The sequence below is a fragment of the Streptomyces caelestis genome, assembly GCF_014205255.1.
In the GTDB taxonomy this organism is placed as follows: Bacteria; Actinomycetota; Actinomycetes; order Streptomycetales; family Streptomycetaceae; genus Streptomyces; species Streptomyces caelestis.
The window spans coordinates 5,337,230-5,351,410 of record NZ_JACHNE010000001.1; the positions used below are offsets into that span (position 1 = coordinate 5,337,230).

13 protein-coding genes and 1 pseudogene are annotated in these 14,181 nt (G+C 71.3%); 9 read left to right on the forward strand and 5 right to left on the reverse strand.

Features of this window, described 5'->3' with window-relative positions; translation table 11 throughout:
* The 3 genes and pseudogenes from HDA41_RS24610 to HDA41_RS24620 all read left to right on the forward strand — a co-directional run.
* On the forward strand, nucleotides 1–1,359 hold the full coding sequence (locus HDA41_RS24610) for a glycoside hydrolase family 10 protein (RefSeq protein ID WP_184987220.1): 1,359 nt from the start codon (nucleotides 1–3) through the stop codon (nucleotides 1,357–1,359).
* A gap of 84 nt (nucleotides 1,360–1,443) precedes the next feature.
* On the forward strand, nucleotides 1,444–2,487 hold the full coding sequence (locus HDA41_RS24615; protein ID WP_230299420.1) for an LCP family protein: 1,044 nt from the start codon (nucleotides 1,444–1,446) through the stop codon (nucleotides 2,485–2,487).
* 1 nt (nucleotide 2,488) lies between these two features.
* Nucleotides 2,489–2,760: pseudogene (locus HDA41_RS24620) on the forward strand (RNA polymerase subunit sigma-24); the annotation flags it as partial.
* A gap of 10 nt (nucleotides 2,761–2,770) precedes the next feature.
* Here the strand turns inward: HDA41_RS24620 and HDA41_RS24625 are convergent.
* Entirely contained in the window at nucleotides 2,771–3,934 is a 1,164-nt protein-coding gene (locus HDA41_RS24625; protein ID WP_184987222.1) for a class I SAM-dependent methyltransferase, read from the reverse strand.
* Between the two features lie 608 nt (nucleotides 3,935–4,542).
* Between HDA41_RS24625 and HDA41_RS24630 the strand changes: the two genes are divergently transcribed.
* From HDA41_RS24630 to groL, 4 genes are all read left to right on the forward strand, one after another.
* Nucleotides 4,543–5,466 carry a polysaccharide deacetylase family protein gene (locus HDA41_RS24630; protein WP_184987224.1) on the forward strand — a complete coding sequence of 308 codons (924 nt, stop codon included), beginning with the start codon at nucleotides 4,543–4,545 and terminating at the stop codon, nucleotides 5,464–5,466.
* The gene (locus tag HDA41_RS24635) at nucleotides 5,463–6,209 is read left to right on the forward strand and encodes a polysaccharide deacetylase family protein (protein ID WP_184987226.1); all 747 of its coding nucleotides are present in this window, start codon (nucleotides 5,463–5,465) and stop codon (nucleotides 6,207–6,209) included. Before HDA41_RS24630 ends, HDA41_RS24635 begins: the two co-directional genes overlap by 4 nt.
* Nucleotides 6,210–6,411: 202 nt before the next feature.
* A complete protein-coding gene (gene groES, locus HDA41_RS24640) occupies nucleotides 6,412–6,720 on the forward strand; it encodes a co-chaperone GroES (RefSeq protein ID WP_003974211.1) in 309 nt (102 codons plus the stop codon).
* 116 nt (nucleotides 6,721–6,836) lie between these two features.
* Nucleotides 6,837–8,462: a chaperonin GroEL gene (gene groL / locus HDA41_RS24645; RefSeq protein WP_184987228.1), complete on the forward strand. Its 1,626-nt coding sequence runs from the start codon at nucleotides 6,837–6,839 to the stop codon at nucleotides 8,460–8,462.
* A gap of 69 nt (nucleotides 8,463–8,531) precedes the next feature.
* Here the strand turns inward: groL and HDA41_RS24650 are convergent, their stop codons facing one another.
* The 3 genes from HDA41_RS24650 to HDA41_RS24660 all read right to left on the reverse strand — a co-directional run bounded on the left by HDA41_RS24650 (nucleotide 8,532) and on the right by HDA41_RS24660 (nucleotide 11,255).
* Nucleotides 8,532–9,239, reverse strand: a complete 708-nt coding sequence (locus HDA41_RS24650) for an ester cyclase (RefSeq protein WP_184987230.1) — start codon at nucleotides 9,237–9,239, stop codon at nucleotides 8,532–8,534.
* Between the two features lie 479 nt (nucleotides 9,240–9,718).
* The gene (locus tag HDA41_RS24655; RefSeq protein WP_184987233.1) at nucleotides 9,719–10,492 is read right to left on the reverse strand and encodes an SDR family NAD(P)-dependent oxidoreductase; all 774 of its coding nucleotides are present in this window, start codon (nucleotides 10,490–10,492) and stop codon (nucleotides 9,719–9,721) included.
* A gap of 94 nt (nucleotides 10,493–10,586) precedes the next feature.
* A complete protein-coding gene (locus HDA41_RS24660; RefSeq protein ID WP_184987235.1) occupies nucleotides 10,587–11,255 on the reverse strand; it encodes an MOSC domain-containing protein in 669 nt (222 codons plus the stop codon).
* 79 nt (nucleotides 11,256–11,334) lie between these two features.
* On the opposite strand from HDA41_RS24660, the gene HDA41_RS24665 reads away from it, so the two are divergent.
* Nucleotides 11,335–12,231, forward strand: coding sequence for a LysR family transcriptional regulator (locus tag HDA41_RS24665; protein WP_184987236.1), 897 nt, complete (start codon nucleotides 11,335–11,337; stop codon nucleotides 12,229–12,231).
* Nucleotides 12,232–12,314: 83 nt separating this feature from the next.
* Here HDA41_RS24665 and HDA41_RS24670 read toward each other — a convergent pair whose 3' ends face one another.
* Nucleotides 12,315–12,644 (reverse strand): WhiB family transcriptional regulator, encoded by a 330-nt coding sequence (locus HDA41_RS24670; RefSeq protein WP_184987238.1) that lies wholly within the window; start codon nucleotides 12,642–12,644, stop codon nucleotides 12,315–12,317.
* Nucleotides 12,645–13,024: 380 nt separating this feature from the next.
* On the opposite strand from HDA41_RS24670, the gene HDA41_RS24675 reads away from it, so the two are divergent.
* Nucleotides 13,025–13,636 (forward strand): response regulator transcription factor, encoded by a 612-nt coding sequence (locus HDA41_RS24675; RefSeq protein WP_003948568.1) that lies wholly within the window; start codon nucleotides 13,025–13,027, stop codon nucleotides 13,634–13,636.
* Nucleotides 13,637–14,181: the final 545 nt, after the last annotated feature.

Below are 14,181 nucleotides of genomic sequence, written 5' to 3' on the forward strand. Positions count from 1 at the left end.
ATGAGATCGCTGAGATCGCTGAGATCGGGCTTACTCGCACCCCTGCTGGCCGGCGTCGTCGCGGCAGGCTCCCTGCTGGTCACGGCCCCCGCCGCGCACGCCGCCGACGCCCCCCTGCGCGACCTCGCCGAGGCCAAGGGCAAGGTCATGGGCACGGCGGTCACCGGCTCGAAGCTCACCGGCACCTACGGCGAGATCGCAGGGCGCGAGTTCAACTGGCTCACTCCCGGCAACGCCATGAAGTGGGGCTCCGTCGAGCCGAGCCGGGGCAGCTACGACTGGGCCGAGGCCGACCAGATCGTGAACTTCGCCGAGGCCCACGGCCAGCAGGTGCGCGGCCACACCCTGCTCTGGCACCAGCAGAACCCGGGCTGGCTGACCAACGGCAGCTGGACCCGGGACCAGCTCAGCGCCGTCGTCCAGGACCACATCGCCACCGAGGTCGGCCGCTACAAGGGCCGGCTGGCCGCCTGGGACGTGGTCAACGAGCCCTTCAACGAGGACGGCACCTACCGCCCGACGCTCTTCCACAACACCCTCGGGCAGGACTACATCGCACAGGCCCTCACCTGGGCCCGGGCCGCCGACCCGGGCGCCAAGCTGTACATCAACGACTACAACGTCGAGGGCGTCAACGCGAAGAGCACGGCTCTCTACAACCTGGTCAAGTCGCTGAAGGAGCGCGGAGTTCCGATCGACGGCGTCGGGCTTCAGGCCCATCTCATCGTCGGCCAGGTGCCCTCGACCATGCAGCAGAACATCCAGCGCTTCGCCGACCTGGGCGTCGACGTGGCGATCACCGAGCTGGACATCAGGATGCAGCTGCCGGCGACGCAGGCGAAGCTGACCCAGCAGGCCGCCGACTACGAGGCGGTCATGAACGCCTGCCTGGCGGTCGCGCGCTGCTCCGGCGTCACCGTGTGGGGCTTCACCGACTCCGACTCCTGGATCCCGGACACCTTCCCCGGCCAGGGCGCGGCGACCCCGTACGACGAGAACTACCAGCCGAAACCGGCGTACCACGCCATCGCGGAGGCCCTCGGCGGGACGACGACCCCACCGGCGGGCGCCTGCTCGGCGACGTACGGCGTCACCAGTCAGTGGAGCACGGGCTATACGGGCCAGGTGCGGATCGCCTGCTCGGGGGCCTCGCTGTCGTCGTGGAAGGCGGAGTGGACGTTCGGTGCCGGACAGCGGATCACGCAGGCCTGGAACGCGAGCTGCACGCAGTCGGGTGCGGCGGTGAGTTGCGTGAACGCCTCGTACAACGGGTCGGTGCCGGACGGCGGTTCGGTCACGTTCGGCTTCAACGGCTCGTGGAGCGGGAGCAACCCGGTGCCCGTGGTGACTCTGGGGTGAGACCGGGCCGAGAAGTCTGAGAATTTCCGAAGAAAACAGCCCCGAGGGTCCTGCTCGTAACAATTCGGACTTACGTTCCTGCCCGTGACGGGACGTGACGGGAACGGGGACGCGGGCGAAGCGGTGGGCCGGCGGTCGAGAGCGCTGCGGATCGCCGGCCTCACCCTGGCGGGTGCGCTGGTGCTGGGCATCGGGTCGGCGGGCTGGGCCTACTGGCATCTCAGCAACAACATCACCGGCGTCGACATCAACAACGCGCTGGGCGACAACCGCCCGCCGAAACCGGCGGTCACACCGTCCCCTTCCGTGTCGGCCCTGCCCAGCGGGGCTCTCAACATCCTGGTCCTGGGCTCCGACTCGCGCAGCGGCGAGGAGAACCGGAGGCTCGGCGGCGGCGACAGCTCCGGTGCCCGCTCCGACACGGCGATGGTCGTCCACCTCGACGCCGGGCGCACCAGCGCGACGGTGGTGAGCATCCCGCGCGACACCCTGGTCACCCGCCCCTCCTGCCCGCGCCCGTCCGGCGGGCCGACGGCCGTCGCGTACAACTCCATGTTCAACAGCGCCTACGCGGTGGGCGGTCCGGTCTGTGCGGTGAAGACGGTCGAGGCGGTCACCGGCGTCCGGATGGACCACTACATCGAGATCGACTTCTCCGGTTTCGCGCAGCTCGTGGACGCGCTCGGCGGCGTCACCGTCACCACGGACGAGGACATCTCCGATGACGACAGCCATCTGCGCCTGAAGGCGGGCACCCACCACCTGGACGGCGCCCAGGCCCTCGCCCTGGCCCGCACCCGGCACGGCATAGGCGACGGCAGCGACCTGGGCCGGATAGGCCTCCAGCAGAAGCTGGTGAAGGCACTGCTGGATCAGATCGCCGCGCAGAACCTGCTCACCGACCCGGCGAAGCTGTACCGGGTCGCGGACGCGGTGACCGCCGGCCTCACCACCGACACCGGCCTGGACTCCCTCGGCGAGCTGACCCGGCTCGGGCAGAGCCTCGAGGGCCTGTCGGCGAGCGCCGTGCGGACGGTGACGATGCCGGTGGTGCGGGCGCCCTCGGATCCCAACCGGGTGGTGGCCGAGGAGCCGGAGGCGCGGAAGCTGTGGGAGTCGCTGCGCTGACCTGCGGAGACAGGCTCCGGAGTCCCCGGTGGAACTGAACCGGGCGGTGGCCGTCTCGATGGCCGAGGGCCCGGCCCCGGCCCCGTCCATCGTCGACTCCCTGATGGACGACCCCGCCCTGCGGGACTACCACTGGCCAGCGTGCGAGGCGACCTGCTGTCCCGCCTCGGCCGCACGGCGGAGGCCCGGGCGGAGTTCGAACGGGCGGCGTCGCTGACGCGCAACGAGCGTGAGAGGGAGCTGTTGTCCCGGCGGGTGGCGGAGCAGTCCTGACGGCTCCTGCCTACGCGGGATGCCCGATGAGCATCGCCGGTGCTCCCGCGACCCGGGTCAGGAACACCGTGGCCGAGTGGGGCCCTTGGGGCTTGACCTTCCTGCGGAGCTCCTCCGGCTCGACCGCCGAGCCCCGCTTCTTCACCGTGAGGGTGCCGACCTGCCGCTCCCGCAGCAGGGCCTTCAGCTTCTTGACGTTGAAGGGCAGATGGTCGGTGATCTCGTAGGCGGTGGCGTACGGGGTCGGGCGCAGGGCGTCGGCCGTGACGTACGCGATGGTCGCGTCGAGCAGTCCGCCGCCGACCTCGTCGGCCACCTCGGCGACCAGGTGGGCCCGGATGACGGCGCCGTCGGGCTCGTACAGGTAGCGGCCGGGCGGGCGGACCTCCGGGTCGGGCAGACCGCGGGAGAGCAGGGTGCGCGGGCCCGGCAGCAGGGTGGCCCGTACCGCCCCGGGCTCGGTGCCGAACCACAGCACCGCTTCCTTCACGTCACCGCCGTCGGAGATCCACTCGGCCTCGGCGTCCTCCGGGACCGCCTCGTGCGGGATGCCGGGGGCGATCTTCAGCGCGGCGGCGAGAGGGGCCCGGCGGGCGGCGGAGACCGCCCAGGACAGGGGCGGCGAGTACGCCTCGGGGTCGAAGATCCGGCCCCGGCCGCCGCGCCTGGCCGGGTCGACGAACACGGCGTCGTACCCGGCCGTGTCCACCTCCGTGACATCCGCCTCCCGCACCTCGATCAGGCCGGCCAACCCCAGCGCCTCGGCGTTCGCCCGCGCCGTCGCGGCCGTCACCGGGTCCCGGTCGACGGCCAGGACCCGGACCCCGGCCCGGGCCAGCGCGATCGCGTCACCGCCGATGCCGCAGCACAGGTCGGCGACCGAGGCCACACCCGACTCCGCGAGCCGCCGCGCCCGGTAGGCCGCCACGCTCGCCCGGGTCGACTGCTCCACCCCGTTCGGCGTGAAGAACATCCGCCCGGCGTCCTCGGCCCCGAACTTCACCACCGCCCGCTGCCGCAGCCGCGCCTGGCCCAGCGCCGCCGACACCAGCTCGGCGGGGTGCTCGCGACGCAGCCGCGTCGCGACGGCCAGCTCCCGCGCCGGATCGGTGTCCCGCACCTCGTCGAGGAGGGCGCGGCCTTCGGGGCTGAGGAGGAGCGCGAGGTCGTTCACCGGATCATTGTCGGCCACGGGGCGGGGTGGGCGGTGGGGCGGTCCGGGCTGGGGTGCGGGTAGGCCCAGGCGTGGGGTGCGGTCGGGCCCGGGCCCGGGACGCTGGTGGGTTCGGGGCCGGGTGGTGGGTGGTGGGCTGCTGCTCCGGGGGTGTCCGCTCTCCGGCTGCGCCGGGCGCGGGCGGTGGCTTCGGCATCCTGTGGTGGGCCGGGCGATGGGTGGCGGGCGGCGGTCTCTTGCTCCGGCGTGTCCGCTGCTCCGGCTGCGGACAGGCGGGGCGGTGACTCCGGCATCCTGCGATGAGCCGGGGGACGACAGGCCCCTGTTCCGCAGGCGTCCGCTGCGCCGGCTGCGGCATTACGCGGCGCCGCCGGAACAGGGCGGCCGGCCTGGTGGTCCCTCGTGTCGCGGAGGTCGGCCCGGCCTGGGGCCGGGAGCGAGCCGTGGTGCTGTGTGCGCGCCGGAAGGCCGGCCCGGATCCGGGTGGGCCGGTGTGCTCCGTCCGCGTGCGCGCGGAGGCGGACCCTGTGGGCCACTCGGTGGATGGCGCGTCGCCGGTCGCGGTGTCGCGGCCGATCCGGGATCGCCGGCTGCGAGGATCCGGCATCATGCGAGTAGTCGTACAAAATGACAAAAGCCGGGCATCTGGCGGTGTGCGGATCGGCATCGCGGTGCTCACCCTCGCCGCCATCGCCTCAGGTTGTGCACAGGGTGACAGCGGCCGGATCACCCCGGCCGGCGGTCAGCAGCCCCTCGACGCGCCCCCGGCCCGCGCGCTCGACTCCTACGCCTCCAAGCTGCGCGCCGCGCACGCCGCCCAGGTCGCCGCCGCACAGCGCTGGGGGCTGAGGAAGGTCCCCCTGACCGCCCCGCCGGCCCCCGCGAAGAAACCGACGATCAGGACCCGCGAGGGCTTCGAAGTGGCCGGCCACCGGAGACTGAACCTGCCGCCCGTCTTCACCACGGTCCCCACCCGGGACAGGGTCGTCTTCCTCACCATCGACGACGGCGCCGAGAAGGACCCGGCGTTCCTGCGGATGATGAGCGAGCTGAAGGTCCCCTACAGCGCCTTCCTCAGCGGCTACCTGGTCAAGGACGACTACCGCTACTTCGAGAAGATGCAGGACGCAGGCGTGGTCCTGAACAACCACACCCTCCGCCACCGGCACATGCGGGGCCTGCCCTATCGGGCGCAGAAGCGCGAGATCTGCGGCATGCAGCGCCTCCTCGAGAAGCGCTACGGCAAGCGCCCGACCCTCTTCCGCCCGCCCTACGGCAGCTACGACAGGGCGACCCTGCGCGCCGCCAAGGCCTGCGGCATCGAGTACGCCCCCCTCTGGAACGAGGAGGTCTTCGCCGACCGCTGGGAGTACCGCGAGTGGGACCGGAAACTGCACCCGGGCGACATCGTCCTCAGCCACTTCCGCGGCCGCGACCAGTGGCCGGGCACGATGCCAGACATGATCCGCCGCTTCCTGAACAAGGTCACGGCCGAGGGATACGCGGTGGGGCGGCTGGAGGACTACCTGTGAGGCGGCGGTCGCCGGCCGCCCTGGTCTGTGCGGGGGTGCTCCTGCTGGCCGGCTGCGCCGGGGCCGCGGGGGAGCGGGCGGGGGCGGACGGCCGGGGCCGGTCCCCGGCGCACGCGTCGAGCGACGTCCGCGGACCGGACCGAGGAGACCGAGGCGGTCTCCCGCCGGTCGTGGATCACGTCCGCACCCGCGACCGGGTCGTCTTCCTGACCTACGACGACGGCGCCGAGCGCGACCCCCGCTTCGTCGGCCTCGTCCGCGAACGGCGGCTTCCGGTCAGCATGTTCCTCACGGACAGCGTCGTAGGGCCCGGCTACGGCCACTTCGCCCGCCTCCGCACGGTCGGCGCGTCCATCCAGAACCACACCCTCGACCATCCCGCCCTGCGCGGCCTGCCCTACGCGGGCCAGCGCGCCGAGATCTGCGGCCAGCAGCACAAACTCCGCTCCCGCTTCGGCATCCGCCCCCGCCTCTTCCGCCCGCCCTACGGCACGTACGACACGACGACCCTGCGCGCCGCCGCCGACTGCGGCATCACGGCGGTCGTCCTCTGGCGGGCGTCCCTGGGAACCGACGGCCACCTGACCTACACCCGCGGCGAGCCCGGCCTGCGCCCCGGCGACATCGTCTCCGTCCCGTCCGGCGAGCCCGCGTCCCTGACGCTCACGGAACGCACGGAACGCCTGCTGAGGGAGATCAGGGTCAGGGGGCTGCGGGTGGGGCGGCTGGAGGACTATCTCTGACTCCTCCAGGCCGACGCGCCGTCCGGTAATTGGCACTCCGCTTGACCGAGTGCTAATCGCAGTCATAGTCTCGGCTCTGGCACTCGACATAGGAGAGTGCCAACACAGCGACGGGCAGGTCCGGCACCCGCGACGACGGATCCACCTGGTCGCCACCTCAGACAGTTAACCCCGTGAGATCTCCGAAGGGGGAGGTCGGATCGTGACGACCACCAGCTCCAAGGTTGCCATCAAGCCGCTCGAGGACCGCATTGTGGTCCAGCCGCTCGACGCGGAGCAGACCACCGCCTCTGGCCTGGTCATCCCGGACACCGCCAAGGAGAAGCCCCAGGAGGGCGTCGTCCTGGCCGTGGGCCCGGGCCGCTTCGAGGACGGCAACCGTCTTCCGCTCGACGTTTCCGTCGGCGACGTCGTGCTCTACAGCAAGTACGGCGGCACCGAGGTGAAGTACAACGGCGAGGAGTACCTCGTCCTCTCGGCCCGCGACGTGCTCGCGATCGTCGAGAAGTAATTCACCCCAAGCACACTGCTTTGAGCTGCGCCCCTGGCCCCCCGCGATCGATAAGAAGCCGGGCGCCCGGGGCGCAGTGCCGTTAACCCAGATTCCGGAAGAGGGCTCACGCTCCCATGGCGAAGATCCTGAAGTTCGACGAGGACGCCCGTCGCGCCCTCGAGCGCGGCGTCAACAAGCTTGCCGACACGGTCAAGGTGACGATCGGCCCCAAGGGCCGCAACGTCGTCATCGACAAGAAGTTCGGCGCCCCTACCATCACCAACGACGGTGTCACGATCGCCCGCGAGGTCGAGATCGAGGACCCGTACGAGAACCTCGGTGCCCAGCTGGTCAAGGAGGTGGCGACCAAGACCAACGACATCGCGGGTGACGGTACGACCACCGCGACCGTGCTCGCCCAGGCGCTCGTGCGCGAGGGCCTGAAGAACGTCGCCGCCGGTGCCTCCCCGGCCGCCCTGAAGAAGGGCATCGACGCCGCCGTCGCCGCGATCTCCGAGGACCTCCTGTCCTCCGCCCGCCCGATCGACGAGAAGTCCGACATCGCCGCGGTCGCGGGGCTGTCCGCCCAGGACAGCCAGGTCGGCGAGCTCATCGCCGAGGCTATGGACAAGGTCGGCAAGGACGGTGTCATCACCGTCGAGGAGTCCAACACCTTCGGTCTGGAGCTGGACTTCACCGAGGGCATGGCCTTCGACAAGGGCTACCTGTCGCCGTACTTCGTGACGGACCAGGAGCGCATGGAAGCCATCCTGGACGACCCGTACATCCTCATCACGCAGGGCAAGATCTCCTCCATCGCGGACCTGCTGCCGCTGCTGGAGAAGGTCATCCAGTCCAACTCCTCCAAGCCGCTGCTGATCATCGCCGAGGACGTCGAGGGCGAGGCCCTGTCGACCCTCGTCGTGAACAAGATCCGTGGCACCTTCAACGCCGTCGCGGTGAAGGCCCCCGGCTTCGGCGACCGCCGCAAGGCGATGCTGCAGGACCTGGCGGTCCTCACCGGCGCCACGGTCGTCTCCGAGGAGGTCGGCCTCAAGCTCGACCAGGTCGGCCTGGACGTGCTCGGCTCCGCTCGCCGCGTGACCGTCACGAAGGACGACACCACGGTCGTCGACGGCGCCGGCAACAAGGACGACGTGCAGGGCCGCGTCGCCCAGATCAAGGCCGAGATCGAGACCACCGACTCCGACTGGGACCGCGAGAAGCTCCAGGAGCGCCTCGCGAAGCTGGCCGGCGGCGTGTGCGTCATCCGCGTGGGTGCCGCCACCGAGGTCGAGCTCAAGGAGCGCAAGCACCGTCTGGAGGACGCCATCTCCGCGACCCGCGCCGCGGTCGAGGAGGGCATCGTCTCCGGTGGTGGCTCCGCCCTCGTCCACGCCGCCAAGGTCCTGGAGGGCGGTCTCGGCAAGACCGGCGACGAGGCCACCGGTGTCGCGGTCGTCCGCCGCGCGGTCGTCGAGCCGCTGCGCTGGATCGCCGAGAACGCCGGCCTGGAGGGCTACGTCATCACCTCCAAGGTCGCCGAGCTCGACAAGGGCCAGGGCTTCAACGCCGCCACCGGCGAGTACGGCGACCTGATCAAGGCCGGCGTCATCGACCCGGTCAAGGTCACCCGCTCCGCCCTGGAGAACGCCGCCTCCATCGCCTCCCTCCTGCTCACGACCGAGACCCTGGTCGTCGAGAAGAAGGAAGAGGAGGAGCCGGCCGCCGGAGGCCACAGCCACGGCCACTCCCACTGAGGCACCGACCTCGCGGCAGAAGCCCCCGTCCCGCCTCGCGCGGAACGGGGGCTTCTCCCGTATGTCCGGTCACAACTCCAGCGGGTCCAGCGCCCCGAGCTGCTGCATCAGCCCCAGCCGGTCGTACTGCCACCAGCCCTCGGCGATCTTCCCGTCCGGCGTGCACCGGTGGACGGTCGTCCCGGTCATGGTGACGTCCTTGCCGGTCGGCGGAATCCCGAGGAACTCGCCGTTGTGCCTGCCGTGGAAGGTCCACCGGGTGCACACCCGGTCGCCCTGCGCGATCTGGTCCTCGATCGTGAACGAGAAGTCGAACCCGCCCCGCCAGACCTCCACCTCGCGCCGCACCGCGTCCAGCCCGATGACGTCCTGCACATTGGCGGGATCGTGGTCGTGGTAGTCCTCGATGAACACGTCGTTGAACGCGGGCGCCGCGCCCTTCCCGGGCAACAGCTCGAAGAACCGGCGCGCGGTGGCCGCGTTCAGCTGCTCGTCCCGCACCACGTCGAGGTCCGTGAACGTCGGCGTCTCGTCGCAGAGCGCCACCATCTCCTGGAAGATCCGGTCGGTCTCCGGAAGCCCGGAGTTGCGCATCGCCTCCTCGTACGACGGGAACTCCACGATCTCGACGATGTGCGTGGCGTCGGCCCGGTCCTTCGCCACCACACTGTGGGTAGCGGTCCGTTTCCCCTTGGTCTGCTCGACCCACCTGTCCATCAGCCGGTTCATCTCGTCGAGCCGGCTGGTCCTGCATTCGATGAGCTGTACGAAGGTCATGCTCTCGCCTCCGGCCCCCCTGGGTCCGGCTGAACAGCTCCATTGTCCTAGCGGGAGGGGCGCTGTGCCTGTCGGGGCTTTGATCCGTTCACCCGACGGCGCGGGCCGCGGCGCGCACGAGGCATGGGCGGGTGGGATGGCGCCTGGTTCGCGCTCTCGTGCGGGCGAGGTTGTGCGAGGAGGCCAAGCGGTGGGTGCGCCATGTTCCTGCCGGTGATGAACACGACAGCGCGCGGGAGTCCCTCGTGGTGGCTCTCGCCGAAGCCGGCGACGTCTCGGCGGCGCTGAACTGGGCCAGGCCGCTCAGTGAGTACCCCGAAGCGGCGGTGTTGCCCTGGTCCCCGGGGTCGCCCCGGACAGAGCCCGCTCCCTCGTGATCCAGGCGATGCGGCACGGGGAGTGGCAGGAAGCCCTCCCCGCCGTGCTGCACGTGGAACCCGCCGCCGTGGCGTTCCTCGTCGATGCCTTCCGGCCCGCGCCTACTGCGGCCCGTACTTCCGCCCCGTCCTAGACGAAACCGCTCCCAGCACCCCCCGCGGCACCAGCTTCGCCGCCCCCATCAGTGCCTTGTAGCGCGGGTCCGGAATGGACAGCGTCTTGCCGCGCGCCAGGTCGTGCAGCGCCGCCGCCACCAGCTTGTCCGCGTCGAGCCACATCCACCCCGGGATGTTGTCCGTGCCCATCCCGGCCCGGTCGTGGAACTCGGTGCGCACGAAACCGGGGCAGAGCGCCATCAGCCGTACGCCGCTGCCGGCCAGGTCGCGCGCGGCGCCCTGGGAGAACTGCACGACCCAGGCCTTGGAGGCGCCGTAGGTGCCCCGCGGGACGAACGCGGCTACCGACGCGACGTTCACCACGCCACCACGGCCGCGCTCCCGCATGGCCTCCGTCGCCGCGGACGTCAGCCGCAGCACCGCCTCGCAGTGCACCTTCAGCATCCGCAGCTCGTCGACCATGGGGACGTCGAGATAGCGGCCCTTGTTGCCGAAGCCGGCGTTGTTGATCAGCAGGTCGACGGGGTTCTTGCGGTCGCCCAGCCGGTCGGCCACCGACTCGATGCCCTTGTCCTCGGCGAGGTCGGCCGTCAGCACCTCCGCCTCGATGCCGTGCCGGTCGTGCAGCTCGGTCGCCTGTTCCCGCAACCGCTTGGTGTCGCGGGCGACCAGCACGAGGTTGTGCCCGTCCGCCGCCAATCGCCGCGCGAACGCGGCCCCGATGCCTGCCGTCGATCCCGTAATCAGAGCCGTTGTCATGGCAGAAGGTTAGTGACCTGGACCATGTGCGTCCGCTTCCGTGCGCAGGCCTCGCAGGTGAAGGGTCGGTGGAGACCCGCACGACGAGCGGCCGTCAGGCCCCGTGCTTCTCCGCGTACTCCCGCGCCAGCCTCAGCGACTCCGGGTGCAGCGCCTCGCCCGCCGCCAGCAGCCGCGGCAGCAGCGTCCGCTCGGTGGTCACCGCCCGGAACTGGAGGGCCACGGTCACGTCGTGCTCCGGCCGGTGCACGATCTCGACGGGGTCGCCCGCCCGGATCTCACCGGGCTCGATCACCCGCAGATACGCCCCGGGCGCGCCCCGCTGCGTGAACCGCTTCACCCACTGCTTCTCGCCCAGATGGCCCTGGAAGGTGCGGCACGGGATCCGCCCGCAGGTGACCTCCAGCAGCACCGCGGGCCCGACGCGCCAGCGCTCGCCGATTTGCGCCCCGGAGACGTCGAGGCCCTCGGTCGTGAGGTTCTCGCCGAACGCCCCGTGCGCCAGCGGCCGGCCCAGCTCGCGCTCCCACGCGTCCATGTCCTCGCGCGCCATCGCGTAGACCGCCTGGTCGTCGCCGCCGTGGTGCTCCAGCTTGCACACCGCGTCCCCGGCCAGCCCGCTCCCGCCGACGCCCTTGGGCCCGGGCGCCGACACCCGCACCGGCCCGTCCACCGGCTGTTTGTCGATTCCAGTCACACCCTCCGGGTTGTCCGTGTACGTCACAGCCTTGGCACGGCCCAGATTCACAGACAGAAGCTTCATGCCCGCACGGTAGGGGACCCGTCCCAAAGCGTCGACGCATTATTCGGAACGGCTTCAAAGGGTCGCTTATCCTCGAAAGGTGATCGAAGCTCGTCATCTCCGCGTACTGCGCGCCGTCGCGGCCACCGGCTCCTTCTCCGCCGCGGGCCGTGAACTGGGCTGCACCCAGCCCGCCGTCAGCCAGCAGATGAAGGCCCTGGAAGCCTCCGTCGGCACTCCGCTGCTGATCCGCACGGGACGCGAGATGCGCCTGACCCAGGCCGGTGAGGCGCTGGTGCGGCACGCCGCCGGGATCCTCGCCGGGCTCACGGCGGCCGAGGAGGAGGTCGCCGCCATCGCCGGGCTGCGGGCCGGACGGGTCCGGCTCGTCTCCTTTCCCAGCGGCAGCTCCACTCTCGTGCCGACGGCCCTCGCCGCGCTGCGCGAGGCGCACCCCGGCACCCGGGTCTTCCTGGAGGAGGCCGAACCGCCCACGTCGGTCGGCATGCTGCGCGAGGGCGACTGCGACGTGGCGCTCGCCTTCCGCTACGAGGGGGCGGCGGGCGCCGAGGAGTGGGAGGACCTCGTCGTACGGCCGCTGCTGACGGACCGGCTCGTCGCGCTCGTGCCGGAACGGCACCGGCTCGCGGGCGCGCGGTCCGTCGCGATCGGCGAGCTCGCGCGGGAGCCGTGGATCGCGGGCTGCCCGCGCTGCCGCGGTCAGCTGGTCGAGGTGTGCGCGGCGGCCGGCTTCACCCCGCGCATCGACTTCGCGACCGACGACTACCCGGCCGTCGCCGGCCTGGTCGGCGCGGGTCTCGGCGTGGCCGTGCTGCCCCAGCTGGCCGTCGAGTCCGTACGGCCCCGGGGGGTACGGACCGTGACACTGGAACCGGCGGTGCGCCGGGAGATCGTCGCGCTCACCCTGCCCGACCTCGCACAGGTCCCGGCGGTGGCGGCGACGCTCGACCAACTGGCACGGGCAGGCCACCGCTAGCCACAGCGCAAGCGCCAGCCACGGCGCCAGCGCGCCAAAAACCAACGGCACGCATGCGCGTGCCTGTTCGCAGAAACGTTCCTTCAGTTGTTCGAGGCGGCGCGCCCGCCGGATGTCGACGCCGACACCAGCCGGTTGCGCGCCCGCCCCATCAGCTCTTCTCGCTCGTCCTCGGTCAGCCCGCCCCACACGCCGTACGGCTCACGCACGGCCAGCGCGTGGGCGGCGCACTCGGCACGCACAGGGCATCTCATGCAGACCTCTTTGGCCGAGTTCTCGCGAGCGCTCCGAGCCGCACCGCGCTCGCCCTCCGGATGGAAGAAGAGCGAGCTGTCCACCCCTCGACAGGCAGCCAGCAGCTGCCAGTCCCACAGGTCCGCGTTCGGTCCGGGAAGGCGGGAGAAATCTGCCATTACGTGACCCCTTGTAGCCGTTCTGGGCGGATCTGGTGTCAACGACCGTACAACTACGATCTAAGGAGATGAAAATATGACTCATTGCGAATCTAGCTCCAGACACTGGCAAAGCGGAAGAAAAGGGTCTGAATGGGGCATAGGTTGTGATGAAAGTTCGAGGGTCTGTTGTGCATGTCGGCACCGTGTCCGGCCCCTCACGTAGAGTGCCGAAGATGTCAGCCGCCCCCGTAACTCTTTCGAGTGACCGTCGTTGAGAGTGCGAGGCGGTTGAAGGAAAAAGCGCTCGGGCAGGTGTCCGAAGCGGTCGACCGCACAGGTGACGATTTCGTACCAGCCTGGAGGCTCAAGGTGACGCGCATCAGCTGCGGAGGGCGGCCATGACTTCCGTCCTCGTCTGCGACGACTCCCCGCTTGCCCGAGAGGCGCTCCGTCGCGCGGTCGCAACCGTGCCCGGCGTAGAGCGCGTGACGACGGCGGCCAACGGCGAGGAAGTCCTCCGCCGCTGGGGGGCCGACCGCTCGGACCTGATTCTGATGGACGTACGCATGCCCGGCCTGGGCGGCGTCGAGACGGTCCGGCGGCTGCTGTCCGCCGACCCCGGTGCGCGCATCATCATGCTCACCGTCGCCGAGGACCTGGACGGTGTGGCCCTCGCGGTCGCCGCCGGCGCCCGCGGCTATCTGCACAAGGACGCCTCCCGCGCGGAGCTCCGCGCGACGGTGACGCAGGCCCTGGCCGACCCGACCTGGCGGCTCGCCCCGCGCCGGCTGCGCTCGGCCGAGATGGGCGCCGCGCCGACGCTCACGGCGCGTGAGATCCAGGTTCTCGAGGGCATGAGCCACGGCCGCTCGAACGCGGAGATCGGCCGCGAGCTGTTCCTCTCCGAGGACACCGTCAAGACGCACGCCCGGCGCCTGTTCAAGAAGCTCGGCGCCTCGGACCGGGCCCACGCCGTGGCGCTCGGCTTCCGGTGGGGTCTGGTGCGCTAGGGAGTGTCCGCAAAGTCCCGGCGTCCGCCCGGAGGGCGGGCGCTGCGGCGTTCGGTGACTGCTCTCGGCGTGCCGGGCGGACGCCCGCGTACTGGTGGTGCGCGGGTGTTCGCCCGGTGCGGCGAGAGGGAGTGCCGGGCGTCGCGGGGCAGGCGGGACTTTGCGGACACTCCCTGGGCCCTGTCCTTCGGATCGGGCCGGCTGCCACACGCGGCATCCGGCGAGGGCCGGAGAGCGGAGGGGTGCGGATGCCCCCGCGCCAGCCGCACGAGCGCGTGTGCGGGCCGGCGGCCGACGGCCACGCCGGTGGGGGCCTCCCCCTGCCCGAGCGAGGTCGAGAGCTCGGGAGGGCGCGGACGGGGACCCCGGCCCCCGGGAGGAGCCGAGCGGCAGGCCCTGGGGACGATCGCGGGTGTGGCGGCGGTCGCAATGTGGGCAAGGAAGGCCAGGTCGGCGGGGGCGGACCGGGAGTGCGCCGGGTGCCCGCTGCTCGTTTCGCCGCGGATGCCGCATCCTTGAGGGTGTGGAGTTCCTCGGGGACGATT